The sequence below is a fragment of the Streptomyces sp. NBC_00443 genome, assembly GCF_036014175.1.
GTDB lineage: Bacteria > Actinomycetota > Actinomycetes > Streptomycetales > Streptomycetaceae > Streptomyces.
Genome location: NZ_CP107917.1, coordinates 7,495,275 through 7,517,204, shown reverse-complemented (window position 1 = coordinate 7,517,204; position 21,930 = coordinate 7,495,275). Strand labels below are relative to the sequence as shown.

Annotated in this window: 19 protein-coding genes and 1 tRNA gene; 12 read left to right on the top strand and 8 right to left on the bottom strand. The window is 71.8% G+C overall.

The window, feature by feature from the left end; genetic code table 11:
• The first annotated feature begins 46 nt into the window (after positions 1 to 46).
• Positions 47 to 235: a DUF5703 family protein gene (locus OHO27_RS34220; RefSeq protein WP_005485166.1), complete on the top strand. Its 189-nt coding sequence runs from the start codon at positions 47 to 49 to the stop codon at positions 233 to 235.
• A gap of 116 nt (positions 236 to 351) precedes the next feature.
• Here the strand turns inward: OHO27_RS34220 and OHO27_RS34215 are convergent, their stop codons facing one another.
• The 3 genes from OHO27_RS34215 to OHO27_RS34205 all read right to left on the bottom strand — a co-directional run bounded on the left by OHO27_RS34215 (position 352) and on the right by OHO27_RS34205 (position 3,064).
• Positions 352 to 1,200 (bottom strand): chaplin, encoded by an 849-nt coding sequence (locus OHO27_RS34215; protein WP_328428825.1) that lies wholly within the window; start codon positions 1,198 to 1,200, stop codon positions 352 to 354.
• A 147-nt stretch (positions 1,201 to 1,347) separates the two neighbouring features.
• Positions 1,348 to 1,581, bottom strand: a complete 234-nt coding sequence (gene chpH / locus OHO27_RS34210; RefSeq protein ID WP_048584573.1) for a chaplin ChpH — start codon at positions 1,579 to 1,581, stop codon at positions 1,348 to 1,350.
• Positions 1,582 to 1,738: 157 nt separating this feature from the next.
• Positions 1,739 to 3,064, bottom strand: coding sequence for a M20/M25/M40 family metallo-hydrolase (locus tag OHO27_RS34205; protein ID WP_328428824.1), 1,326 nt, complete (start codon positions 3,062 to 3,064; stop codon positions 1,739 to 1,741).
• Positions 3,065 to 3,250: 186 nt separating this feature from the next.
• Here OHO27_RS34205 and OHO27_RS34200 point away from each other — a divergent pair.
• The 4 genes from OHO27_RS34200 to OHO27_RS34185 all read left to right on the top strand — a co-directional run bounded on the left by OHO27_RS34200 (position 3,251) and on the right by OHO27_RS34185 (position 9,295).
• A tRNA-Leu gene (locus OHO27_RS34200) sits at positions 3,251 to 3,336 on the top strand.
• Positions 3,337 to 3,606: 270 nt separating this feature from the next.
• Positions 3,607 to 7,473: a Pls/PosA family non-ribosomal peptide synthetase gene (locus OHO27_RS34195; protein ID WP_328428823.1), complete on the top strand. Its 3,867-nt coding sequence runs from the start codon at positions 3,607 to 3,609 to the stop codon at positions 7,471 to 7,473.
• Between the two features lie 77 nt (positions 7,474 to 7,550).
• Positions 7,551 to 8,894: a M1 family metallopeptidase gene (locus tag OHO27_RS34190; RefSeq protein ID WP_328428822.1), complete on the top strand. Its 1,344-nt coding sequence runs from the start codon at positions 7,551 to 7,553 to the stop codon at positions 8,892 to 8,894.
• 26 nt (positions 8,895 to 8,920) lie between these two features.
• Positions 8,921 to 9,295: a YchJ family protein gene (locus tag OHO27_RS34185; protein WP_328428821.1), complete on the top strand. Its 375-nt coding sequence runs from the start codon at positions 8,921 to 8,923 to the stop codon at positions 9,293 to 9,295.
• A gap of 19 nt (positions 9,296 to 9,314) precedes the next feature.
• Here OHO27_RS34185 and OHO27_RS34180 read toward each other — a convergent pair whose 3' ends face one another.
• The gene (locus OHO27_RS34180) at positions 9,315 to 10,016 is read right to left on the bottom strand and encodes a FadR/GntR family transcriptional regulator (protein WP_328428820.1); all 702 of its coding nucleotides are present in this window, start codon (positions 10,014 to 10,016) and stop codon (positions 9,315 to 9,317) included.
• A 137-nt stretch (positions 10,017 to 10,153) separates the two neighbouring features.
• Here OHO27_RS34180 and OHO27_RS34175 point away from each other — a divergent pair, with 137 nt between their 5' ends.
• The 5 genes from OHO27_RS34175 (at position 10,154) to OHO27_RS34155 (ending at position 16,070) form a co-directional block, all read left to right on the top strand.
• Positions 10,154 to 10,672, top strand: coding sequence for a gluconokinase (locus tag OHO27_RS34175; RefSeq protein ID WP_328428819.1), 519 nt, complete (start codon positions 10,154 to 10,156; stop codon positions 10,670 to 10,672).
• Positions 10,673 to 10,720: 48 nt separating this feature from the next.
• Positions 10,721 to 12,118 (top strand): GntP family permease, encoded by a 1,398-nt coding sequence (locus OHO27_RS34170; RefSeq protein WP_328428818.1) that lies wholly within the window; start codon positions 10,721 to 10,723, stop codon positions 12,116 to 12,118.
• A 10-nt stretch (positions 12,119 to 12,128) separates the two neighbouring features.
• The gene (locus tag OHO27_RS34165) at positions 12,129 to 12,902 is read left to right on the top strand and encodes an SDR family oxidoreductase (RefSeq protein ID WP_328428817.1); all 774 of its coding nucleotides are present in this window, start codon (positions 12,129 to 12,131) and stop codon (positions 12,900 to 12,902) included.
• Positions 12,903 to 12,916: 14 nt separating this feature from the next.
• Positions 12,917 to 13,951 carry an L-idonate 5-dehydrogenase gene (locus OHO27_RS34160; protein ID WP_328428816.1) on the top strand — a complete coding sequence of 345 codons (1,035 nt, stop codon included), beginning with the start codon at positions 12,917 to 12,919 and terminating at the stop codon, positions 13,949 to 13,951.
• Between the two features lie 172 nt (positions 13,952 to 14,123).
• Positions 14,124 to 16,070 carry a hypothetical protein gene (locus OHO27_RS34155; RefSeq protein WP_328428815.1) on the top strand — a complete coding sequence of 649 codons (1,947 nt, stop codon included), beginning with the start codon at positions 14,124 to 14,126 and terminating at the stop codon, positions 16,068 to 16,070.
• A 70-nt stretch (positions 16,071 to 16,140) separates the two neighbouring features.
• Here the strand turns inward: OHO27_RS34155 and OHO27_RS34150 are convergent, their stop codons facing one another.
• From OHO27_RS34150 to OHO27_RS34135, 4 genes are all read right to left on the bottom strand, one after another.
• Positions 16,141 to 16,764 (bottom strand): cytochrome b/b6 domain-containing protein, encoded by a 624-nt coding sequence (locus OHO27_RS34150; protein ID WP_328428814.1) that lies wholly within the window; start codon positions 16,762 to 16,764, stop codon positions 16,141 to 16,143.
• Positions 16,748 to 17,521 carry a molybdopterin-dependent oxidoreductase gene (locus OHO27_RS34145; RefSeq protein WP_443059651.1) on the bottom strand — a complete coding sequence of 258 codons (774 nt, stop codon included), beginning with the start codon at positions 17,519 to 17,521 and terminating at the stop codon, positions 16,748 to 16,750. The genes OHO27_RS34150 and OHO27_RS34145 overlap by 17 nt, the downstream gene beginning before the upstream one ends.
• A gap of 102 nt (positions 17,522 to 17,623) precedes the next feature.
• Positions 17,624 to 19,171: an APC family permease gene (locus OHO27_RS34140; protein ID WP_328428813.1), complete on the bottom strand. Its 1,548-nt coding sequence runs from the start codon at positions 19,169 to 19,171 to the stop codon at positions 17,624 to 17,626.
• Between the two features lie 36 nt (positions 19,172 to 19,207).
• Entirely contained in the window at positions 19,208 to 20,158 is a 951-nt protein-coding gene (locus OHO27_RS34135; protein WP_328428812.1) for a hypothetical protein, read from the bottom strand.
• Between the two features lie 320 nt (positions 20,159 to 20,478).
• Between OHO27_RS34135 and OHO27_RS34130 the strand changes: the two genes are divergently transcribed.
• Positions 20,479 to 21,378: a DMT family transporter gene (locus OHO27_RS34130; protein WP_328428811.1), complete on the top strand. Its 900-nt coding sequence runs from the start codon at positions 20,479 to 20,481 to the stop codon at positions 21,376 to 21,378.
• A gap of 33 nt (positions 21,379 to 21,411) precedes the next feature.
• Positions 21,412 to 21,927, top strand: a complete 516-nt coding sequence (locus tag OHO27_RS34125; RefSeq protein ID WP_328428810.1) for an NUDIX hydrolase — start codon at positions 21,412 to 21,414, stop codon at positions 21,925 to 21,927.
• The last annotated feature ends 3 nt before the right edge of the window (positions 21,928 to 21,930 follow it).

The window sequence follows — 21,930 nt, the reverse complement described above, 5'->3', positions numbered from 1 at the left end:
GTGCAGACGCTATCCGTACCGGGCCCCAGCCCGCACAATAGATGCGATGCCGGAATACGAATTTGTCGACGTGTACGTACCGCGCGGGGTCTCCCGCAAGGACGCCACACGCCTGCTGACGGACCATGCCGAGTACGGACACTGGGAGTTGGACCGCCTGAGCCTGCTGCGCGACGGCAGCCGCAGGGTGCGGCTGCGGCGCCGGATCATTCGCCAGGTGCGGGCCACATGGTGAGCTGAGAGGCCACACAGCGAGACAGGGACCGCAGGGCGGACAGGACAGCAGAAGAGGAAACACACGGAGCGGGCCCCGCCGAGGCGGGGCCCGCTCCGTTGCGTGCCGGACGCGCCCTACGCCGAGGGCCGTGCCTTGCGGTACAGCAACGCGCCCGCGAGCATCGCCCCCGCACCGACCGGCAGGGCGAGGCCCATCGGCAGGTCGACACCGGTCTGGGCGAGCTCGGCGTCGCCCCGGGGCTGGGTGACGAAGTGGGCGCCCGGGTGGTTGCCCTGCGAGGAGCCGCCCGGAGTCAGGCCGCCCGTGCCGGGCGGCGTGCCCGGGGAACCGGGGTTGCCGGGCTCGACGGGGTTGCCAGGGTTACCCGGCTGCTCGGGATTGCCGGGATTGCCGGGGTTCTCCGGGTTTCCGGGGTTCCCAGGATTGCCCGGCTGCCCGGGGTTTCCAGGGTTCCCGGGGTTGCCCGGCTGTTCCGGCGACCCGGGCGGGTTCTCGTGGCCGCCGCCCGGCGGGGTGTGACTCCCGCCGCCGTTGTTGGCGCAGTCGTTGTCCTCGGCGGCGTTGCCGATGCCGATGATGTCGACGGTGTTGCCGCACACGTTGACCGGCACATGGATCGGCGCCTGGACGTGGTTGCCGGAGCCGACGCCGGGCGAATCGGTGGCGTGCCCGCCGGCCGACGCCCCTGAACCGCCGTGGCCGCCGGACGAGCCGCCGCCCTGGTTGCCACAGCTGTTGCCGCTCGCCGGGTTGAGCACCCCGACGACGTCGACCGTGTTGCCGCAGACGTTGACCGGCACGTGCACCGGCGCCTGCACCGTGTTGCCCGACAGCACGCCGGGCGAGTTCGCGCTGGAGCCGTGCGCACCCGAGCCGGTCGCGTGGGCGGCGCCGCCCGCGGCGGCGACGATGCCGGTTGCGGCCGCCACGGTCATCAGGCCCTTGCGGGTGACCTGTCGCATTCGCTTGTTACCTGCCTTCGACCTTGTTCCGAAAATACGACGCCGGAAATGGACCGACGCTGTAGAAAAGGCCGGTCGGCCCCGGAGCGCATGGCACGCGCTCCGGGGCCGACCGGCTCAGCCCCATTCACGGGGCGAGGCACAACGTCACTTGTTGATGCAGGTGTTGCCGAAGGCGGGGTTCAGCAGCCCGATCACCGAGATCGTGTTGCCGCAGACGTTCACGGGGACGTGAATCGGAGCCTGAACGACGTTGCCCGAAAGGACACCCGGGGAGTGCACGGCAGCACCCTGGGCACCGGAATCGGCGACGGCGAGGCCCGCGCCCGCGAGAACCAGCCCACCAGTGGCAGCCGCAGCGGCGACGACCTTCTTGATCATTATTCCTCCTTGTTGGCAATGCGATCACAAGTAGCTGATCGCATCACCTGTAACGAGGAGGAACTAATAGGGCTACGACCTGATGAGCGCGTTCACCCTCCCCGGTCACAGCCAGTACGTCTGGTCGAATACTGAAGTGTGCTTTCAGCGGGCCAATTCAGGACGCATCGATGAACCTGTCGAGCACCCGGACCCCGAATTGCAGGCCGTCCACCGGCACCCGCTCGTCGACGCCGTGGAACATGCCCGCGAAGTCCAGCTCCGGCGGCAGCTTCAGCGGTGCGAAGCCGAAGCCGCGGATGCCCAGGTCGTCGAAGGACTTGGCGTCCGTTCCGCCGGAGAGCATGTAGGGGATCGCCTTCGCGGCCGGGTCCTCGGCCACCAGCGCGGACTGCATCGCCGCCACGAGCGCCCCGTCGAAGCCGGTCTCGACGGCCTTGTCGGCGTGCACGTCCTCGCGCCGCACGTTCGGTCCGAGGATCTTGTCGAGGTCGGCGAGGAACTCCTCCTCGAACCCCGGCAGGAAGCGGCCGTCGACGTGCGCGGTGGCCTCGCCCGGGATGACGTTGACCTTGTAGCCGGCGTTCAGCTGGGTCGGGTTGGCCGTGTTGCTCAGGGTCGCGCCGATCAGCTTGGCGATGCCGCCGAGCTTGGCGAGGGTGCCCTCCATGTTCTCCGGGTCGAGTTCGGTGCCGAGGGCGTCGCCGAGTTCGTCGAGGAAGGCCCGGGTGGTCTTGGTGACCCGCACCGGGAACTTGTGCCGCCCGAGCCGGGCCACGGCCTCCGACAACTCGGTGATGGCGTTGTCCCGGTGGATCATCGACCCGTGCCCCGCCGTGCCGGCCACGGTCAGCTTCATCCAGTGCATGCCCTTCTCGGCCGTCTGGATCAGATAGAGCCGCCGCTCCTCGCTCACGGTGAACGAGAACCCGCCCACCTCACTGATCGCCTCGGTGACGCCCTCGAAGAGGTCCGGGTGCTTGTCGACGAGGAACCGGGCGCCGAACTTGCCGCCGGCCTCCTCGTCGGCGAGGAACGCGAGCACGATGTCCCGCGGCGGACGGCGCCCGCTGCGCAGCCGGTCACGCACGACCGCCAGCGTCATCGCATCCATGTCCTTCATGTCGACGGCCCCGCGCCCCCACACGCACCCGTCTGCGACCTCGCCGGAGAAGGGGTGGTGGGTCCAGTCGTCCGCGTTGGCCGGTACGACGTCGGTGTGGCCGTGGATGAGCAGCGCGGGCCGGGAGGGGTCCTCCCCCGCGATCCGCGCCACGGTGGAGGCGCGTCCCGGGTGCGACTCGAAGATCTTCGGCTCGAGGCCCACCTCGGCGAGCTTCTCGGCGACGTACTCGGCCGCCTTGCGCTCACCGGGACCCGAGTGGTCGCCGTAGTTGCTGGTGTCGATCTGGATCAGCTCGCGGCAGAGGTCCACGACCTCGTCCTCGCCGGTGACGCCCCTGGCCGTGTCCGTCTCGCTCACGCTGCTTCCTCCCGCGCTGTCGCTGCTGGTGGTCCCCCTCATCCTCTCTCTCCCACCGTCCCCGCCCAAGACCGGCCGCAGCCCGTCACACACCGTTCACGCCGCAACGGGGGTGATCGGGCACCCCGCGAAGCCTGGTAATGTTTTCTCTGTCGCCGCGAGGGAAACCCCGCGCGACAGACACCTTGTCCGGGTGGCGGAATGGCAGACGCGCTAGCTTGAGGTGCTAGTGCCCTTTATCGGGCGTGGGGGTTCAAGTCCCCCTCGGACACGCGAAAAAGCGAAGGCCGTGACCACGAGGTCACGGCCTTCGGCCGTTGTGTGGGGGAAGTCTCGTTCCGACGAAGATCACCAGGTCAGCGCCCGCTTCCCCGCGCCCGTGCCGCCCCGAAAGGCTGCTCCGAGTGGCGTATCGAAGTGCCCGAACCTAGCTTCGTACTAAAATTTCCGGCTTGTTACGGAGCTGGCGCCGGACAACCCCAGGCAGACCTGCGGGCCCGCCAGCGCCCCGGATGCTTCCGGGATCGAGACGCGAGGACCGGATGGCAGCCATACAGGAGAGCAATGCTCTCGGCCTGCTCGACGAAGAGCTCGGCGCAGAGATCCACCAGCGGTTCGGGGACACGGCACGTTTCTCCTCAGGCCCGGCGGCCTCCCCGCGCACGCTCGTAGACATCTTCGAGGCGTCCGTGCGGTCCTACCCGGACGAGCCGGCCCTGGACGACGGTACGACCAGCCTGACCTACCGCGCATTGGCCGTCGAGGTGGACCGGCTGCGCCGCGGGCTCGGCGCGGCCGGTGTCGGGCTCGGCGACCGGGTGGGCGTGCGGGTGCCGTCCGGCACCAATGACCTCTACGTGGCGATCCTCGCCGTGCTCGCGGCCGGTGCCGCATACGTCCCCGTCGACGCCGAGGACCCGGACGAGCGGGCCGAGCTGGTGTTCGGGGAGGCGGATGTACGGGCCGTCGTGGGCGCCGGGCACGAGATCACCGTGCACGGCACGTCCGAGTCCCCCGCCGCCCGTCCCGGCGTCGAGCACGACGCGTGGATCATCTTCACCTCCGGCTCCACCGGGAAGCCCAAGGGTGTCGCGGTCTCGCACCGCAGTGCCGCCGCGTTCGTGGACGCCGAGGCCGCGCTGTTCCTCACCGAGGAGCCGATCGGGCCCGGGGACCGGGTCATGGCGGGGCTGTCGGTCGCGTTCGACGCGTCCTGCGAGGAGATATGGCTGGCGTGGCGGTACGGCGCCTGTCTGGTGCCGGTGCCACGTGCGCAGGTCAGGAGCGGTGCCGATCTCGGGCCCTGGCTGGTCGAGCAGGAGATCACGGTCGTGTCGACCGTGCCCACGCTCGCCGCGCTCTGGGAGCCCGAGACCCTCAACGACGTACGCCTGCTGATCTTCGGCGGCGAGGCCTGCCCGCCCGAGCTGACGCAGCGGCTGGTGACCGAGGGGCGCGAGGTCTGGAACACGTACGGCCCGACCGAGGCGACCGTCGTCGCCTGTGCGTCGCTGATGAGCGGTGCGGAGCCGATCCGGATCGGGCTGCCGCTGGACGGCTGGGAGCTGGCCGTCGTCGATGAGGCCGATGAGCCCGTGCCGATGGGCGCCAGCGGGCAGCTGGTGATCGGCGGGGTCGGGCTGGCCCGGTATCTCGACGCCGAGAAGGACGCGGAGAAGTACGCGCCCCTGGAGTCCCTGGGCTGGGAGCGGGCGTATCGCAGCGGTGACCTCGTCAAGGCGGAGCCGGAGGGGCTGGTCTTCCTCGGGCGGGCCGACGAGCAGATCAAGCTCGGCGGGCGGCGGATCGAGCTAGGTGAGGTGGACGCCGCGTTGCAGGCGCTGCCCGGTGTGGCCGGTGCGGCCGCCGCCGTGCGGACCGCTCGCAGCGGCAATCAACTGCTCGTCGGGTACGTCGTCACGCAGGACGGCTGGGATCACGCCGTCGCCGTCGAGAAGCTGCGCGCCGGGCTGCCCGCCGCGCTCGTGCCGCTGCTGGCACCGGTCGCGGAGCTGCCGACCCGCACCTCGGGCAAGGTGGACCGGAACGCGCTGCCCTGGCCGCTGGAAGGCATGGAGACCGGCGGTCCGGCGGAGCAGCTCTACGGCACCGAGGCCTGGCTCGCCGAGCAGTGGGCCGAGGTGCTCGGCATCCCCGTGTCCCGCGCCTCCGACGACTTCTTCGCGATCGGCGGCAGCAGTCTGGGCGCCGCGCAGCTGACGACGCGGCTGCGGACCCGCTATCCGAGCGCGGCCGTGCTGGACATCTACCAGCAGCCGGTGCTGCGGAAGCTGGCCCGGCACCTCGAGAAGTCCGCACAGGACGACGGGGCGGAACGATTCGTGGCGCCGGTGCCCCGGCGCGCGCAGGTGATCCAGCTCCTTCTTCTCGTTCCGCTGTTCACGCTGCTCGGCCTGCGCTGGACCGTCGCGCTGGCCGCCATCGGGAATCTGCTGCCCGCCTACGGGTGGCTGCCGACGGCCCCTTGGTGGCTCGTCGCCGCCGGCGCGGCCGTGCTGTACAGCCCGCCGGGACGGCTCGCGCTGGCCGCCGGGGGTGCGCGGCTGCTGCTCAGAGGCGTAAAGCCCGGACAGTACGCGCGCGGTGGCAGTCTGCATCTGCGGTTGTGGGCCGCCGAGCGGTTGGCCGAGTTCAGCGGGGCGACCTCGCTGACCGGGGCCTGGCTGGAGCGGTATGCCCGGGCGCTGGGCGGCAAGGTCGGGCCGGACGTCGACCTGCACTCGCTACCGCCGGTCACCGGGCTGCTCAAGCTGGGGCGCGGCGCGGCCGTCGAGTCCGAGGTGGATCTGTCCGGCTACTGGCTGGACGGGGACCGGCTGGAGGTCGGCACGGTCAGGGTGGGCGCGCACGCCGTCGTCGGCACGCGCAGCATGCTCTTCCCCGGCGCCCGGGTCGGTAAGCGGGCCGAGGTGGCGCCCGGTTCGGCCGTCACCGGGCAGATTCCCACCGGTCAGCGGTGGGCGGGCGCGCCGGCGGTCAAGCTGGGCAAGGCCAAGCGCAACTGGCCGAAGGAACGGCCGCGGCGCGGGACGTACTGGCGTGTCATGTACGGCATCACCGGCTTCGCGCTGAGCGCGCTGCCCGTGCTTGCCGGAGTGGCGGCCTTCCTGGTGGGCCGGGTGTTCTTCACGCCGGACGCGCCCCTGGCGGGGGCCGCGCTGGCCCTCGTACCGGCGACGCTCGCCTTCGGGCTGGCGTACGCCGTGCTGATCCTGATCGGCGTACGGCTGCTGAGTCTCGGTCTGCGTGAGGGAACGCATCCCACGCACAGCCGGATCGGCTGGCAGGCCTGGACGGTCACGCAGCTGATGGACCGCTCGCGCGAGACCCTGTTCCCGCTGTACGCCGGGCTGGTCACGCCGGTGTGGCTGCGGCTGCTCGGGATGCGGATCGGGCGGGGTGCGGAGGTGTCGACCGTGTTGGCGCTGCCCAGTCTGACCACGGTCGGCGAGGGCGCGTTCCTGGCCGACGACACGCTGACCGCGCCGTACGAGCTCGGTGGCGGCTGGATGCGGATCGGGCGGGCGGAGATCGGGCGGCGGGCCTTCCTCGGGAACTCGGGGATGACGGCGCCCGGGCGGACCGTGCCGGAGGGCGGCCTGGTCGGCGTGCTGTCGGCGACGCCGAAGAAGGCGAAGAAGGGCACGTCGTACCTGGGGCTGCCGCCGGTGAAGCTGCCGCGTTCGGCCGCCGACGGCGACCAGAGCCTGACGTACGATCCGCCGGCCCGGCTGCTGTGGGCGCGTGGGCTGGTGGAGCTGTGCCGGATCGTGCCGGTGTTCTGCTCCGCGGGTCTGGCGGTGCTGACCATCGCGGCGCTGTGTGCGCTGGGCGTCTGGGCGCCGCTGCTGGCGGGGCTGGTGCTGCTCGGGGCGGGTGCCGTGGCCGGGCTGGTGTCCATCCTGGCCAAGTGGCTGCTGGTGGGCCGGCACCGCAGCGGTGAGCACCCGCTGTGGTCCGGGTTCGTGTGGCGCAACGAGCTGGCGGACACGTTCGTCGAGGTGCTCGCGGTGCCGTGGCTGGCGGGTTCGGTGCCAGGGACGCCCGTGATGACGGCGTGGCTGCGCGGGCTCGGCGCGCGCATCGGCAAGGGCGTGTGGGTGGACAGCTACTGGCTGCCGGAGACCGATCTGGTGACCCTTGAGGACGCGGCCACCGTGAACCGGGGCTGTGTGCTCCAGACACACCTCTTCCACGACCGGATCTTGCGGACGGATACTGTGGTCCTCCGTGAGGGCGCGACGCTGGGTCCTGGCGGGATCGTCCTTCCGGGCAGCGCGATCGGGGCCCGTACGACACTGGGTCCCGCGTCGCTCGTGATGGCGGCGGAGTCGGTCCCCGACGACACTCGTTGGCTCGGTAATCCGATCGAAGCATGGCGTCCCTGAGCGCGGCCCACTCGGGGCCGGTGGGCAACGGGCCGGCACGGAGTGACAGCAGTTCGGCGCAGGGAGCACAGACAGCAGTGGCAGTTCAGCAGACGGCAGGCGCGGACCCGTACTTCCCGGAGCACGGCGATCCCCGGTACCGGGTGCACCGGTACGAGTTCGCGCTGGACTACCGCCCGGGCCCGAACCGGCTCTCCGGGGCGGCCCGGATCAACGCCATAGCGGGGCGGTCCCCGCTGACCGAGTTCGTGCTGAACCTTGCCGACTTCAAGATCGGCCGGGTCCGGGTCGACGGGCGGCAGCCGCACTACACCCACCGCGGGGGGCGGCTGCGCGTCCGCCCCGCCAAGCCGATCCGCGCCGGGGCGGCCTTCACGGTCGAGGTGCACTGGTCGGGCAACCCCAAGCCGGTGAACAGCCCCTGGGGCGGGATCGGTTGGGAGGAGCTGGAGGACGGGGCGCTGGTGGCGAGCCAGCCGATCGGGGCGCCGTCCTGGTACCCGTGCAACGACCGGCCCGCCGACAAGGCGTCGTACCAGATCTCGATCACCACGCCGTCGGCGTACGCGGTGGTCGCGGGCGGGCGGCTGCTGACCCGTACGACGAAGGCGAGCACGACGACCTGGGTGTACGAGCAGTCGGCGCCGACGTCCAGCTATCTGGTCGGGCTGTCGATCGGCAAGTACCAGACGGTGCTGCTGGGTGACCCGGGTCTGGGCGGGATTCCGCAGCACGGGCACATCCCGGCGCATCTGCTGCCGGAGTTCTCGCGGGACTTCGCGCGCCAGCCGCAGATGATGGAGCTGTTCCAGGAGCTGTTCGGGCCGTACCCCTTCGACGAGTACGCGGTCGTGGTGACCGAGGAGGAACTCGATGTGCCCGTCGAGGCCCAGGGGTTGTCGCTGTTCGGCGCCAATCACGTGGACGGGGCGCGGGGTTCGGAGCGGCTGGTGGCGCACGAGCTGGCGCACCAGTGGTTCGGCAACAGCGTGTCCATCGCCGACTGGCGGCACATCTGGCTGAACGAGGGGTTCGCGAAGTACGCGGAGTGGCTCTGGTCGGAGCGGTCGGGCGGGCGCACTGCGCAGCAACTCGCCGCCGCCGCACACCGGTTGCTGTCGTCGATGCCGCAGGATCTGCGGCTGGCGGATCCGGGGCGCAAGTCGATGTTCGACGACCGGCTGTACGAGCGCGGCGGGCTGACGCTGCACGCCGTGCGCTGCGCGCTCGGGGACATCGCCTTCTTCCGCATGCTGCGCGGCTGGGGCCAGCTGCACCGCAACGGCACGGTGACGACCCAGGCCTTCACCTCGTACGTGGCCCGGTTCGCGACCGAGCCGGTGGAGGAGTTGTTCGAGGCGTGGGTGTACGGGGCCGCGCTGCCGCCGTTGCCCGGGGCCGCGACGCGGGCGGCGGGCTAGACAGGGCCTGGAGCACAATGGCGGCCATGACGACGCGTTCCTGCCCGTGCGGGCTGCCCGAGCCCTACGACAAGTGCTGTGGCCGCTACCTGTCCGGAGCCGCTGCCGCGCCGACCGCCGAGGCGCTGATGCGGTCACGGTACAGCGCGTTCGTCAGGGGGGATGCGGCGTATCTGGTGCGGACCTGGCATCCCCGGACGCGGCCCGCGCGGCTGGACCTCGATCCGGGGATGCGGTGGACCGGGCTGGAGATCCTTCAGACGGCGGACGGTTCGGCGTTCCACGCCACGGGGACGGTGACCTTCCGGGCCTCGTACCGGGGCGGGTCGCTGCATGAGCGGAGCCGGTTCGAGCGGGTCGACGGGGCGTGGGTGTATGTGGACGGGGAGTTCCTGAGCTAGGGCCGTGTCGGCAGGGCGCCTACGGGGCCAGGATGTCCAGTTCCTGGAGGGCGCCCATCGTGATCTCGCGGGTCAGGTGTTCCGCCCGGACCGCGTCGCCCGCGCGGACGGCCTCGGCGACCTGGACGTGCAGCGTCACCGCGGAGGGGTCGGGGTCCTCGAACATGACCTCGTGGTGGGTGCGGCCGGCCAGGACCTCGGCCACGACGTCGCCGAGGCGGGCGAACATCTCGTTGCCGGAGGCGTTGAGGACGACGCGGTGGAAGGCGACGTCGTGGACGAGGTAGCCCTCCAGCTGGTGGCCGCGCGAGTGGGCGACCATGCCGAGGGCGCACTCCGTGAGTTCGGCGCACTGGTCGGCCGTCGCGTACTTGGCGGCCAGTCCTGCCGCCACCGGTTCGATGGCCGAGCGCAGGACCGTGAGTGAGCGCAGTTGGTGCGGGCGGTCGGCGCCGGCCAGACGCCAGCGGATGACCTGAGGGTCGTAGACGTTCCACTCGGACTTCGGACGGACCGTCACGCCCACGCGGCGGCGGGACTCCACCAGGTACATGGACTCCAGGACGCGGACCGCCTCGCGCATCACCGAGCGGGACACGTCGAAGCGCTGCGCCAGTTCGTCCGTGCGCAGAACGCTTCCCGGCGGGTACTCGCCCGCGGTGATCGCGGGGCCGAGAGTTTCCAGTACTCGGCCGTGCAGCCCCCGGCCCGCTGTGCTCATGCACTCAGCGTACGGGGCAAGTCACGCGATCAAAAAGTCAGACTTATATGTCACACACTCTTGAATTCGTCGTACCTAATGAGTTTCAGTTGCGTCGACATCACGTGTCGACGAGGACAGCAGACAGTGAGGCAGCGATGAGTACCCCCCATGTCGTCGTGGTCATGGGCGTAGCGGGCACCGGAAAGACCACCATCGGTCCCCTGCTCGCGGCCCGGCTCGGCGTCCCCTATGCCGAGGGCGACGACTTCCACCCGCCGGCCAACATCGCCAAGATGTCGGCCGGCACCCCGCTCGACGACGACGACAGGTGGCCGTGGCTCGACGCCATCGGCACCTGGGCGCACGAACGGGCGGGGCTCGGCGGGGTGGTCAGCTGCTCGGCGCTGAAGCGGTCGTACCGGGACCGACTGCGGGCCGCCGCACCGGACCTGGTGTTCGTGCACCTGGCGGGCGACCGCGCCCTCATCGAAGACCGGATGTCGCACCGGCAGGGGCACTTCATGCCCACGGCGCTGCTCGACTCCCAGTTCGCCACGCTCCAGCCGCTCCAGGAGGACGAGGCGGGAGCCGTCGTGGATGTGTCGGGCAGCCCCGACGAGATCGCCGGACGGGCCGCGTCGGCCCTGACGGCCCTTCCCGAGCCGACCGCGTAACCCCGTTTCGCCCCCTTCCCCAGTCCCCCGTACCTGTAAGGGAACCCCGTGACCAGACTCAGCGTCGAGATGCTGGCAGCGGACACCGTCGAGCCCATCACCTCGGCCGGCCACGCTCAGTTGGGCATCGCCGTCCTGGTGGGCATCGCCGTCATCGTGCTGCTCATCACCCAGTTCAAGCTCCACGCCTTCCTGTCGCTGACCCTCGGGTCACTGGCGCTCGGCGCGATCGCCGGTGCGCCGCTCGACAAGGTCATCATCAGCTTCTCCGCCGGGCTCGGCACCACCGTGGCCGGCGTGGGCGTGCTGATCGCGCTCGGTGCGATCCTCGGCAAGATGCTCGCCGACTCCGGCGGGGCCGACCAGATCGTCGACACCATCCTCGCCAGGGCAAAGGGCCGTTCGATGCCGTGGGCGATGGTGCTGATCGCCTCGGTGATCGGTCTGCCGCTGTTCTTCGAGGTCGGCGTCGTCCTGCTGATCCCGGTCGTGCTGATGGTCGCCAAGCGCGGCAACTACTCGCTGATGCGCATCGGCATCCCGGCCCTCGCCGGTCTCTCCGTGATGCACGGCCTGGTCCCGCCGCACCCCGGCCCACTGGTCGCGATCGACGCGGTCGGCGCCAACCTGGGTGTGACGCTGGCGCTCGGTGTCCTCGTCGCCATCCCGACCGTGATCATCGCCGGCCCGGTGTTCTCGCGGTACGCGGCCCGCTGGGTCGACGTCCCGGCGCCCGACCGGATGATCCCCCAGCGGGTCTCCGAGGACCTGGAGAAGCGGCCCGGCTTCGGGGCCACGCTGGCCACCATCCTGCTGCCCGTCGTCCTGATGCTCTCCAAGGCGCTGGTCGACATCGTGATCGACGACCCCGAGAACACCGTCCAGCGCGTGTTCGACGTCGTCGGCTCCCCGATGATCGCGCTCCTCGTCTCCGTACTCGTGGGCATCTTCACGCTGCTCAAGCCCGCCGGGTTCGGCAAGGAGCGGGTGTCGCCGCTCGTCGAGAAGAGCCTCGCGCCCATCGCGGGCATCCTGCTGATCGTGGGCGCCGGCGGCGGCTTCAAGCAGACGCTGATCGACACCGGCGTGGGCCAGATGGTCCTGGACATCTCCAAGGACTGGTCGATCCCCGCGCTGTTGCTGGCCTGGCTGATCGCGGTGGCGATACGGCTGGCGACGGGCTCGGCGACGGTGGCCACGGTCTCGGCGGCCGGTCTGGTCGCCCCGCTCGCGGCCGACATGTCGACGACCCACACGGCCCTGCTCGTCCTGGCCATCGGCGCCGGCTCGCTGTTCTTCAGCCATGTCAACGACGCCGGGTTCTGGATGGTGAAGGAGTACTTCGGCCTGAGCGTCGGCCAGACCCTCAAGACCTGGTCCGTCATGGAGACGATCATCTCGGTGGTCGCCGGCGGTCTGGTCCTGCTGCTCTCACTGATCATCTAGGGGTACGGGCATGAGCCACCCGCTCTTCGACATCAGCGGCCGCACCGCCCTGGTCACGGGCTCCAGCCGGGGCATCGGCCTCGCGCTCGCCCGCGGGCTTGCGGAGGCCGGCTGCACGGTGGTCCTCAACGGACGCGACGGCGCACGCCTCGGCGAGGCCGCCGCGGAACTGGCCGCCGACCTGCCCGGTGACCGGATCCGCTCGGCCGCGTTCGACGTGACCGACGGCGCGTCGGTGGCCGCCGGGATCGCGGACGTCGAGGAGCGGGTCGGCCCGCTCGACATCCTGGTCAACAACGCGGGCATGCAACTGCGCGCACCCCTGCTGGAGTTCACGGACACGGACTGGCACCGCATCCTGGACACCAACCTCACGAGCGCGTTCCTGGTGGGCCGGGAGGCCGCCCGGCGGATGACGGAGCGCGGCCACGGGAAGATCATCAACATCTGCTCGCTGCAGAGCGAGGTGGTCCGCCCCGGCATCGCGCCCTACGCCGCCGCCAAGGGCGCCCTGAAGATGCTCACCAAGGGCATGTGCGCCGACTGGGGCCCCTACGGCGTCCAGGTCAACGGCCTCGGCCCCGGCTACATCGAGACCGAGCTGACCGGGCCCCTCGTCGCGGACGAGGAGTTCAGCGCGTGGGTACGGCGCCGGACCCCGGCCGGACGCTGGGGCCGTACCGAGGACCTGGTGGGCGGGGTGCTGTTCCTCGCCTCACCGGCCGCGGACTTCGTCGGCGGACAGGTGCTGTACGTCGACGGCGGCATGACGAGCGTGCTGTGAAGGAGGCCTCGGGGATGCTCGGTTGTGTGATCCACGGTCAGGGCGATCTGCGGGTCGAGGAGCTGCCGGTGCCGGTCCCCGGACCCGGGCAGGCGCTGGTGGCCGTGCGCTACGGCGGGGTCTGCGGCTCCGATGTGCACTACTGGCTCCACGGCGGGGTCGGGGACTTCCGGCTGAGGGAGCCGATGGTGCTCGGGCACGAGGTGGTCGGGACGGTCGTGTCGTACGGCTCCCGGAACGCCTCGGGTCCCGCTGTCGGTACGGCCGTCGCCGTGCACCCTGCCACGCCCTGCGAGGTCTGCCCGGAGTGCGCGGAGGGGCGGCGCAACGTCTGCCGGGACACCCGCTACCTGGGCAGCGCGGCGCGCTTTCCGCACGTCCAGGGCGGGTTCGCCGCACAAGTCGTCGTACCGGCCGACCAGTTGCGGCCGCTCCCGGCCGGCCTCGGCCTGCGGCGGGCGGCGCTCGCCGAGCCGCTGTCCGTCGCGCTGCACGCGGTGCGGCGGGCCGGTGACCTGGCCGGGAGCCATGTCCTCGTGAACGGTGCCGGGCCCATCGGATGTCTGGTGGTCGCGGCGGCGAAGGGGGCCGGGGCGGGGCGGGTCACGGTGACGGACCTGCTGCCTACGGCACTTGAGTACGCGCGGATCGCCGGCGCCGACACCCTCGTACGGGCCGATGATCCGGACGGTGCCGGGTGGCCCTCCGAGGTGGACGTGGCGATCGAGGCGTCGGGGGTTGCCGCGGGGCTGGACACCTGTCTGCGGCTGGTGCGGCGCGGTGGCGTCGTGGTGCAGCTGGGGATGCTGCCGGCGGGGCGCAGTCCGTTCGCGGGCAACCTCGTCGTGAGCCGGGAGATCGAGCTTCGGGGCGCGTTCCGCTTCGACACGGAGTTCGACGGGGCACTGGAACTGCTCGCGGCCGAGGCGTCGTTCGACGGGCTGGTCAGCGCGGTGGTGCCGGTGCGGGAGGCCGAGGCGGCGTTCACGCTCGCGGCGGACCGGAGCAGCTGCAAGGTGCTGTTGGACTTCGGGGACCGAGCTGCCTGAGCGGCCGGCGGTCCCGCCCGGGCTTCCGTTTCCCGGGCTCATGGCTCGCGGATACCTGAACTCGCCCTGACGATCACATGAAGCGACTTCCCTGAGAACGTTTTCGGCCCGATGATGAGGTGACCTCTGGAGGCTGCCGCAGCCGTCGGGGGCGTGAACATCGGGGGGCGTCATGGCGGTTTCCCTCGGGATGCGTATCTCGGGGCTGCTCGTGGTCGGGGCGGTGGCGGTGGCCGCCGCGGCCTTCACGAGTGACGGGGGCGGCACTGCGGACGGCAGGGGTGGCGAGGGCACCATCGTGACCGCCGGCCCGTCCGAGCGCGGTGGTGGGCCGACGGAACCGGCGGATCGCTCCGCTCCGGTGGCACAGCAGTCGCCCAACGGCCGGGCGGGCGAGAACGCGTCCGGGCCGACCGCTGTCCCCAGCGGGTTGCCGGGCGGGACGGTGAGCGCGAGTCCCAGCCCTCCGCCGCCCCTCCCGTCCCCGAGCGGCAAGGGCACCGTGGTCCTCCAGGCCCCGCCCTGGCTCCCGCCCGGCCCGACTTCACCCGACTCCGACGGCGCACCGGATCCGGCGAGCGTCTACGACCTGCTCCGCGCGCCGGAGCGCTGCGCGTCCGCCCTCGGGAAGATCCCGCAGGGGTCGGCGGAGGCGGAGTGGCAGCTGCTGCGCGGGCTCTCCGCGGCCTGTCTGGCCGTACAGGGCCGGGGTGGCGACTGGGACGCGGCGGCCGGGGCCCATGCCGAACTCGCCGGGCGCGTCGACAGCTGCAAGGGGCGCGCCGCGTACGCCGTGCTGGGCGGGCTGCTCGACTTCCACCGGCGGCACCCGGGCGGCACCGTCCGGCTCGCGGCCGCACCGGGCGGCACGCCGGCGTGCGGCTACCGGATCGCGGGCGTCGACACGGGCGGCGACGGCGAGGCACGGCCTGGCGACACGATCGGCATCGAGCTGACCGGCATCTACTTCGACCAGGCCGAGCTGCTGCGGGACGCGAGCGTGAGCGTCGGCGGGCTGGTGGTTCCGGGTGTGCCCGTCCTGAAGTCCGAGTCCGAGTCCGGTGGCCGTCTGGTGCTGTCCGTTGCCGTACCGGCCCTGGAGCCGGGCCCGGCCGAGGTCGCCGTCCGGCACGCGGGCACCGAGGTCCGACTGCCGGCCGCCTTCACGGTCACCGGCCCTGACACGGTGGAGGAGCCGGGCACGGGCACGGGGGTATCCGACGAGCCGGGGTCGCCGGCCGGGGCTGCGGCGTCGGATCTCGGCGGACGGCTGTCCTCGCTCGGCACGGAGGCACCGGACCCCAGCGGACCGGGATCACCACCCGGCACAGAGCTGCCGAACCCCGGCAGACGACTGGCCCCGCCCGGCACGGAGGCACCGGATCTCGGCGGACCGGGGGCATCGCCCGGCACAGAGCTGCCAGATCTCGGCGGACGGCTGTCCCCGCTCGGCACAGAGCTGCCAGATCTCGGCGGACGGCTGTCCCCGCTCGGCACAGAGCTGCCGGATCTCGGCGGACCGGGATCACCACCCGGCACAGAACTGCCGAACCCCAACAGACGACTGGCCCCGCCCGGCACGGAGGCACCGGATCTCGGCGGACCGGGGGCATCGCCCGGCACAGAGCTGCCAGATCTCGGCGGACGGCTGTCCCCGCTCGGCACAGAGCTGCCGGATCTCGGCGGACGGCTGTCCTCGCCCGGCACGCAGGCACCGGACCCCAGCGGACCGGGATCACCACCCGGCACAGAGCTGCCGAACCCCAACAGACGACTGGCCCCGCCCGGCACGGAGGTGCCGGATCTCGACGGACGGCTGTCCCCTCCCGGCACGCAGGCACCGGACCCCAGCGGACCGGGATCACCACCCGGCACAGAGCTGCCGAACCCCAACAGACGACTGTCCCCGCCCGGCACGCAGGCACCGGACCCCAGCGGACCGGGATCACCACCCGGCACAGAGGTGCCGGACCCCGACAGACGACCGTCCCCGCCCGTCGCCGAGGTGCCCGACCCCGACGGACGACCGTCCCCGCCCGCCCCAGACATGCCGGAGCCCGACCAACCCACGTCATCACCCGGCGCCGACGTGCCGGCCGGTGGCGGATCGGCGGCGTAACTCGGTCGACCGACCGCGGCTGGCCCTCGCTGCCCCCTAGGTGCCATTCAGCCTGTCGACGTACAGCCCGTCATGGCCGCCACCGTGAATGCTCCCGCTCCGCCCACTCCCGGCTGACCGAGCCGGTGCGCATGCCGCGGCGGGCCTCCGGGTCGCCCAGGGCCATGCCGATGTGGCCGGCGAGGACGATGCCGATGGTCAGGGCCAGCCAGTCGTGGACGAAGGTCGCGCTGGTGCGCCACTCCAGAGGGGTGAGGTGGGTGAACCACATGATGAGGCCGGTGCCGACCATCACCAGCGTCGCGCCGGCGATCCACGCGGCGTAGATCTTCTGCCCGGCGTTGAACTTGCCCGCCGGACGGGACCCGGGCCGCCTGTCGCGGTGCAGGGCGGCGCGCAGCCAGACGCGGTCGTGCGGGCCGAAGCGGTTGAGGAAGCCGAGGTCGGCGCGGAAGTAGCGGGAGGCGAGGCCGGCCAGGACCGGCACGGGCAGGGCGAGGCCGGCCCACTCGTGGACACGGACCACCAGCTCGCGGCGGCCGACGAGTTCGGCGAGCTGCGGGATGTACAGACAGGCCGCCGTCACCACGCACACGCCCATCAGCGCGCCCGTCGTGCGGTGCACCCAGCGGGTCGCCGGGCCGAAGCGCCGCACGCCCGTGGACCGGCCGGGTGCGTCAAGTCGTAGGCTCATCGTCGCGTCCGTTCGAGCGGCCGACCCAGGCGTCGACGTCGTAGCCCCGTTCCTCCCAGTAGCCCGGCTTCACGTCCTCGGTGACGGTGATGCCGGAGAGCCACTTGGCGGACTTGTAGAAGTACATGGGCGCCACATAGAGGCGGACCGGGCCGCCGTGAGCGTGGTTGAGGTCCTTGTCCTGCATGCGCAGGGCCACCATGACGTCGGCTCGGCGGGCCTGGTCGAGGGTGAGGCTCTCGCTGTAGGCGCCGTCGAAGCAGGTGAAGCGCACCGCGCCGGCCCCCTTGCGCACTCCCGCGGCGTCGAGGATGCGGGACAGGCGCACGCCCTCGAAGGGGGTGTCGGGAACCCGCCAGCCGGTGACGCACTGGACGTCGCGCACCAGCCGGGTCTGCGGCAGGGCGCGCAGGTCGGCCAGCGTGTAGGACCTGGGGCGGTCGACCAGGCCGTCGACGGTGAGGCGATAGGTGGTGGCGTTCTTGCGGGGGACGGAAGAGGTCACCGAGTAGTAGCGGAACCCGCCGCCGTTGGGCAGCAGGTCGGTCAGGCCGGTGGGGTCCTTGTCGGACGCGCTCGCGAGGAAGGACTCCATCCCGCGCTGCAGGGCGGGCGCGGTGACCACGCCGAGGGCGCCCAGGCCGAGGGTGCCGAGCAGGACTCGGCGGCCGATCGGCTTGCCCTTCTGCCCGCTCTGCTCCTCGCCCTGTTCCTCGTCCTGTTCTCCGCCCTCGTTCTCGGGCTGTTCGGGGTTCACGTACTCATTCGAACACCCGCGACCCCGGCCGGACCAGGGATCGCGGGTGCTCGTCAGGGTTCCGTAATCACTTCTCACGCGGCTCCAGGACGCTGCCCGCCGCTACGGCGTCTCCGCCGCCGCCTTCTCCAGCTGGAACGCCTCGTTGCCGAGCCCGATGCGGGCGTGCCGCTCGGGCGCGCGGGAGCGCAGGAGCAGGCCCTGGAGCACGCCCACGACCAGCGCGACGACGATGACGGCGGGCAACGCCCAGTTCAGGGCCGAGTCCGGGCCCGCGCCGATCAGGACGTCGAAGTCCTTGACGGTGTAGACGACGATGAACAGCAGCCCGACGACCGAGAGCCCGGCGGCGGCCAGCCGCCAGAACTGGGCGGCGACGGCCCCGCGCCGCACGAAGAAGGCGATGACGGACACCGACGCGGCGGCCATCAGCGCGGCGACGCCCAGCGCGCCGAGGTTGCCCATCCAGGTGAACAGGTGCAGCACCGGTGCGGTGGGGTCGCCGGTCGGCTTGTCGTCGGTGAGCGCGAAGGCCGCGACGACCACGAGGGAGATCACGGTCTGCAGCAGCGAACCCGTGCCGGGGGCGCCGCTCGCGCCGCTGGTGCGGCCGAAGGCGGACGGCAGCAGGCCCTCGCGGCCCATGGCGAAGGCGTAGCGGGCGACGACGTTGTGGAAGCTGAGCATCGCCGCGAACATGCCGGTCACGAACAGCACGTGCAGGACGTCGGTGAAGCCGGCGCCGAGGAGGTCCTCGGTGAGGAAGAACAGCAGCCCGGCGCTCTGCTCCTGTGCGGTGCCGACGATGGCCGAGGGCCCGGCGGCGACGGTGTACGCCCAGCAGCTGATCGTGTAGAAGACGGCGATGCCGCCGATGGCGAGGAACATCACGCGGGGCACGAGGACGTGCGGGCGGCTGGTCTCCTCGGCGTAGACGGGGGCCTGCTCGAAGCCGAGGAAGGCGGCGACGCAGAAGCACAGGGCGGTGCCGATGCCGGCGCCGGTGAGGGTGTCCGGGTTGAAGGCGTGCAGCGACAGGCCCTCCTTGCCGGGGTCGGCGATCGCGGCGACGTCGAAGATGACCACGAGGACGACCTCGATGATCAGCAGGACGCCGAGCACGCGCGCGTTGAGGTCGATCTTCAGCCAGCCGAGCCCGCCGACCAGGAGGACGGCCGCCAGCGCCGGTATCCACCAGGCGACCTCGGTGTCGAGGTAGGTGGCGAACAGCCCGGAGACCTCGAAGCCGAAGATGCCGTAGATGCCGACCTGGAGGGCGTTGTAGGCGACCAGCGCGACCATCGCCGCGCCGGCGCCCGCGGTGCCGCCGAGGCCGCGGGAGATGTAGGCGTAGAAGGCGCCGGCGTTGTGGACGTGCCGGCTCATCTCGGCGTATCCGACGCTGAAGAGCGCCAGGACGAGGCCGAGGATCACGAAGAGCAGCGGCTGGCCGACGACACCCATCACCCCGAAGGTCGTGGGCATGACACCCGCGACGACCATGAGGGGTGCCGTCGCGGCGAGCACGGACAGCAGCAGGCCCGTCGTGCCCAGCCGGTCGGCGCGCAGGGCCCGGTCCTGTCCCTTGAACGTACTGATCCCGCCACTGCCTGCGGTGGCTCTGCTCGTGCTGGAACTGCCCGTGGTCATCGGGGACCGTCCTTGGGTCGACTGCGGTTGGGGGCGTTACGCCGTGCCGAGCGCGGTGTCGCGTGCGGCGCGGAAGGCGGGATACGGCTCGCGGTCCGGGTACGACCACGGCGACGGGGTGGCGTGCTCGCCGATCCGGTGGAACAGGGCGGCGGCCTCGGCACCGCGGCCCTCGCAGACCTTGGCGTGGGCGAGGTAGTTCAAGTCGATCAGACGGCGCGGGTGACCCTCCTGCTCCCACTCCAGCCACCAGTCGAAGGCGGCCCGCATCACCTGCCGGGCCCGGCGGCCGGCCCAGTGCCCGGAGGTGGCGGCGTCGGGCTGCTCGCGCCCGGCCCCCGCGAGGACGCGGTAGCGCTCGGCGTGGGCGATGACCGGGAGGACGGCGAGCGGGGAGTCGGCGGGGGCCCGCTCGGCGGCCGCGTTGGCGAAGTCGTAGACCTCGTGCAGCGGGTCGGGACCGGCGCCGGTGTGGCGTTCGGCGAGCCGGGCGACCATCAGGTGGTGGGCGTGGTGGTGATCGGCGTACCGGGCGCCGACCTCGGCGAACAGGCGCCGCACCGCCTCCTCGGCGCCCAGCGCGCTCTCCAGCATGAGCAAGCCGAGCCAGGGGGTGGGGTCGGCGGGCGCGAGCGTGGCGGCGGCGTGGCAGGACTCACGGGCGCGGACCGGCTTCTCCTTGCCGCGCAGGGCGCGCTGGACCTGGGCTAGGGCGAGCAGGACGGCGGCGTCGGCGGAGTCGGGCTCGGCGAGCAGCCAGTCGCGGGTCCAGGGGACGCAGTACGGCTCCTGCGCGAGGACGGTGACGCGATGCCCTCTGCAGTCCCAGTCGTCGCCGGTCCGGGCGAGCAGCGAGCGGGCCGTCTGCCATCTGCCCTGGGCCAGCGCGGCGCGGGCGGCAGCGAGCTCGGCGTCGTCCAGGGCCGTGTCGAAGGTGTGGGATGCGCGCTTTCGGCCGCGGCCGAGGGGAGGCGGGGGTGGGGACACCGTTCTGGGTTCTGTCGGGGGAAGGGTGTGGCCTGTCATCGATCGATCACGCACAGCAAACCCGCAGCCAACGGTTCTCGTCAAGGGCCGCTGAGGCGTTACACGCGTCAACTGCTGTTACTGGTGGGGCAGTTGATGCGTGCAACATCCACGCAACTTGCCTTAAATGTCGTAATTGTTCAGAGTGTGTGGCGTAGGTCATGGCGTAGCCGGACCAGGCATCGCACGATGACAGGACGCGCAATGCCGGGCCTGGGGCCGCTACAGTCGGCCCCTACGCACCCCGTCCCCCACCCGGCAGGATGATCGAGGTACGCAGCGTGTCGCTTCTGATCCTGATACTCGCCGTGAGTGCCGCCTGCTGCCTGGGCTTCGGCTTCGTACTGCAGCAGAACGCGGCCCAGAAGGCGCCGCTGAGCGACTTCCTCTCCCCCCGGATCCTCCTCGACCTGATGAAGGTGCCCCGCTGGCTGGGCGGCATCGGGCTGATGGTGGTCGGCATGGCGCTCGGCGCGATGGCGCTGGGCCAGGGCGAGATCTCCCTCGTGGAACCGCTGCTGGCGACGAACCTGCTCTTCGCGCTCGCGCTCTCCCGCCGCCAGACCAAGCAGCCCCTGGGCCGCCAGGGCTGGACGGGACTCGCACTGCTCGCGGGCGGTGTGACGGCCTTCATCGTCGCCGGCCAGCCACACGGCGGGACGGCGCCCAGTAGTGACTTCAGGCAGTGGCTGATCATCGGCGTCATGGTCGGGGCGGCCCTGCTTCTCACGGCGTACGCCAAGCGCTCGCGGCTCAGTGCGGGCCCTGCGCTGCTGGCCACGGCCGCCGGACTGCTGTACGGCGTGCAGGACGCCCTGACCCGCGTGACCGGGCAGCGGTTCGCCGAGGGCGGCATGGCGGAAATCCTCACCAGCTGGCAGCCGTACGCCGTCGTGGCGCTCGGCCTCACCGGGCTGATCCTCGTCCAGAGCGCCTTCGAGACGGCGTCCCTGCGCATGTCCCTGCCGGCCCTGACCGCGGCCCAGCCGCTCGCCGGCATCCTCTGCGGCGTCGGCTTCCTCGGCGACCGGCTGCGCGCCGACTCGGGCGCGCTGGCCTGGGAGGCGGCGGGGCTCGCCGCGATCGTGGTGGGCATCATCATGCTCGGCACGCATTCGGCGATGCCGAGCGGCGTGAAGCAGCCGCGGCAGGTCGCTGTGGCGGCGGTTCCGGCGCGCTGACCGTACGGGTGGCCGCCCTGGTTGGATGGCCCCATGAGCGCTGCTGACGAGATCCTCGACATCGTCGACGAGCACGACCGGGTCGTCGGACGGTCCCGGCGCGGCGAGGCCTACGCCAAGGGGCTGCGCCACCGCTGCGTCTTCATCGAGGCCCGGGACTCGCAGGACCGCCTTTTCGTGCATCGCCGCACGCCCACGAAGCTCGTCTTTCCCTCCCGGTACGACATGTTCGTCGGCGGTGTGGTCGGCGCGGGCGAGTCCTACGACGACGCCGCCCTGCGCGAGGCCGAGGAGGAACTCGGCGTCAGCGGCCTCCCCCGCCCCACCCACCTCTTCAAGTTCCTCTACGACGACGGCGCCGGGCAGACCTGGTGGTCGGCGGTGTACGAGGTGCGCTGCGAGCTGCCGGTGAGCCCACAGGTGGAGGAGGTCGCCTGGCACAGCTTCCTGCCGGAGGCCGAGGTGGAACGGCGGCTGGCGGAGTGGTCGTGGGTACCGGACGGTTTGGCGGCGTACGAACGCCTCCGGGCCCACCGGGCGGCCGGCTGATCC

What these genes read in the sequence shown, in the direction of transcription:
- OHO27_RS34195 (WP_328428823.1), top strand. Translation starts at nt 3,607, where the DNA reads ATGGCAGCCATACAGGAGAGCAATGCTCTCGGCCTGCTCGACGAAGAG.
- OHO27_RS34180 (WP_328428820.1), bottom strand. Translation starts at nt 10,016, where the DNA reads ATGAGCACAGCGGGCCGGGGGCTGCACGGCCGAGTACTGGAAACTCTC.
- OHO27_RS34165 (WP_328428817.1), top strand. Translation starts at nt 12,129, where the DNA reads ATGAGCCACCCGCTCTTCGACATCAGCGGCCGCACCGCCCTGGTCACG.
- OHO27_RS34125 (WP_328428810.1), top strand. Translation starts at nt 21,412, where the DNA reads ATGAGCGCTGCTGACGAGATCCTCGACATCGTCGACGAGCACGACCGG.
- chpH (WP_048584573.1), bottom strand. Translation starts at nt 1,581, where the DNA reads ATGATCAAGAAGGTCGTCGCCGCTGCGGCTGCCACTGGTGGGCTGGTT.
- OHO27_RS34160 (WP_328428816.1), top strand. Translation starts at nt 12,917, where the DNA reads ATGCTCGGTTGTGTGATCCACGGTCAGGGCGATCTGCGGGTCGAGGAG.
- OHO27_RS34150 (WP_328428814.1), bottom strand. Translation starts at nt 16,764, where the DNA reads ATGAGCCTACGACTTGACGCACCCGGCCGGTCCACGGGCGTGCGGCGC.
- OHO27_RS34155 (WP_328428815.1), top strand. Translation starts at nt 14,124, where the DNA reads ATGGCGGTTTCCCTCGGGATGCGTATCTCGGGGCTGCTCGTGGTCGGG.
- OHO27_RS34185 (WP_328428821.1), top strand. Translation starts at nt 8,921, where the DNA reads ATGACGACGCGTTCCTGCCCGTGCGGGCTGCCCGAGCCCTACGACAAG.
- OHO27_RS34175 (WP_328428819.1), top strand. Translation starts at nt 10,154, where the DNA reads ATGAGTACCCCCCATGTCGTCGTGGTCATGGGCGTAGCGGGCACCGGA.
- OHO27_RS34215 (WP_328428825.1), bottom strand. Translation starts at nt 1,200, where the DNA reads ATGCGACAGGTCACCCGCAAGGGCCTGATGACCGTGGCGGCCGCAACC.
- OHO27_RS34140 (WP_328428813.1), bottom strand. Translation starts at nt 19,171, where the DNA reads ATGACCACGGGCAGTTCCAGCACGAGCAGAGCCACCGCAGGCAGTGGC.
- OHO27_RS34220 (WP_005485166.1), top strand. Translation starts at nt 47, where the DNA reads ATGCCGGAATACGAATTTGTCGACGTGTACGTACCGCGCGGGGTCTCC.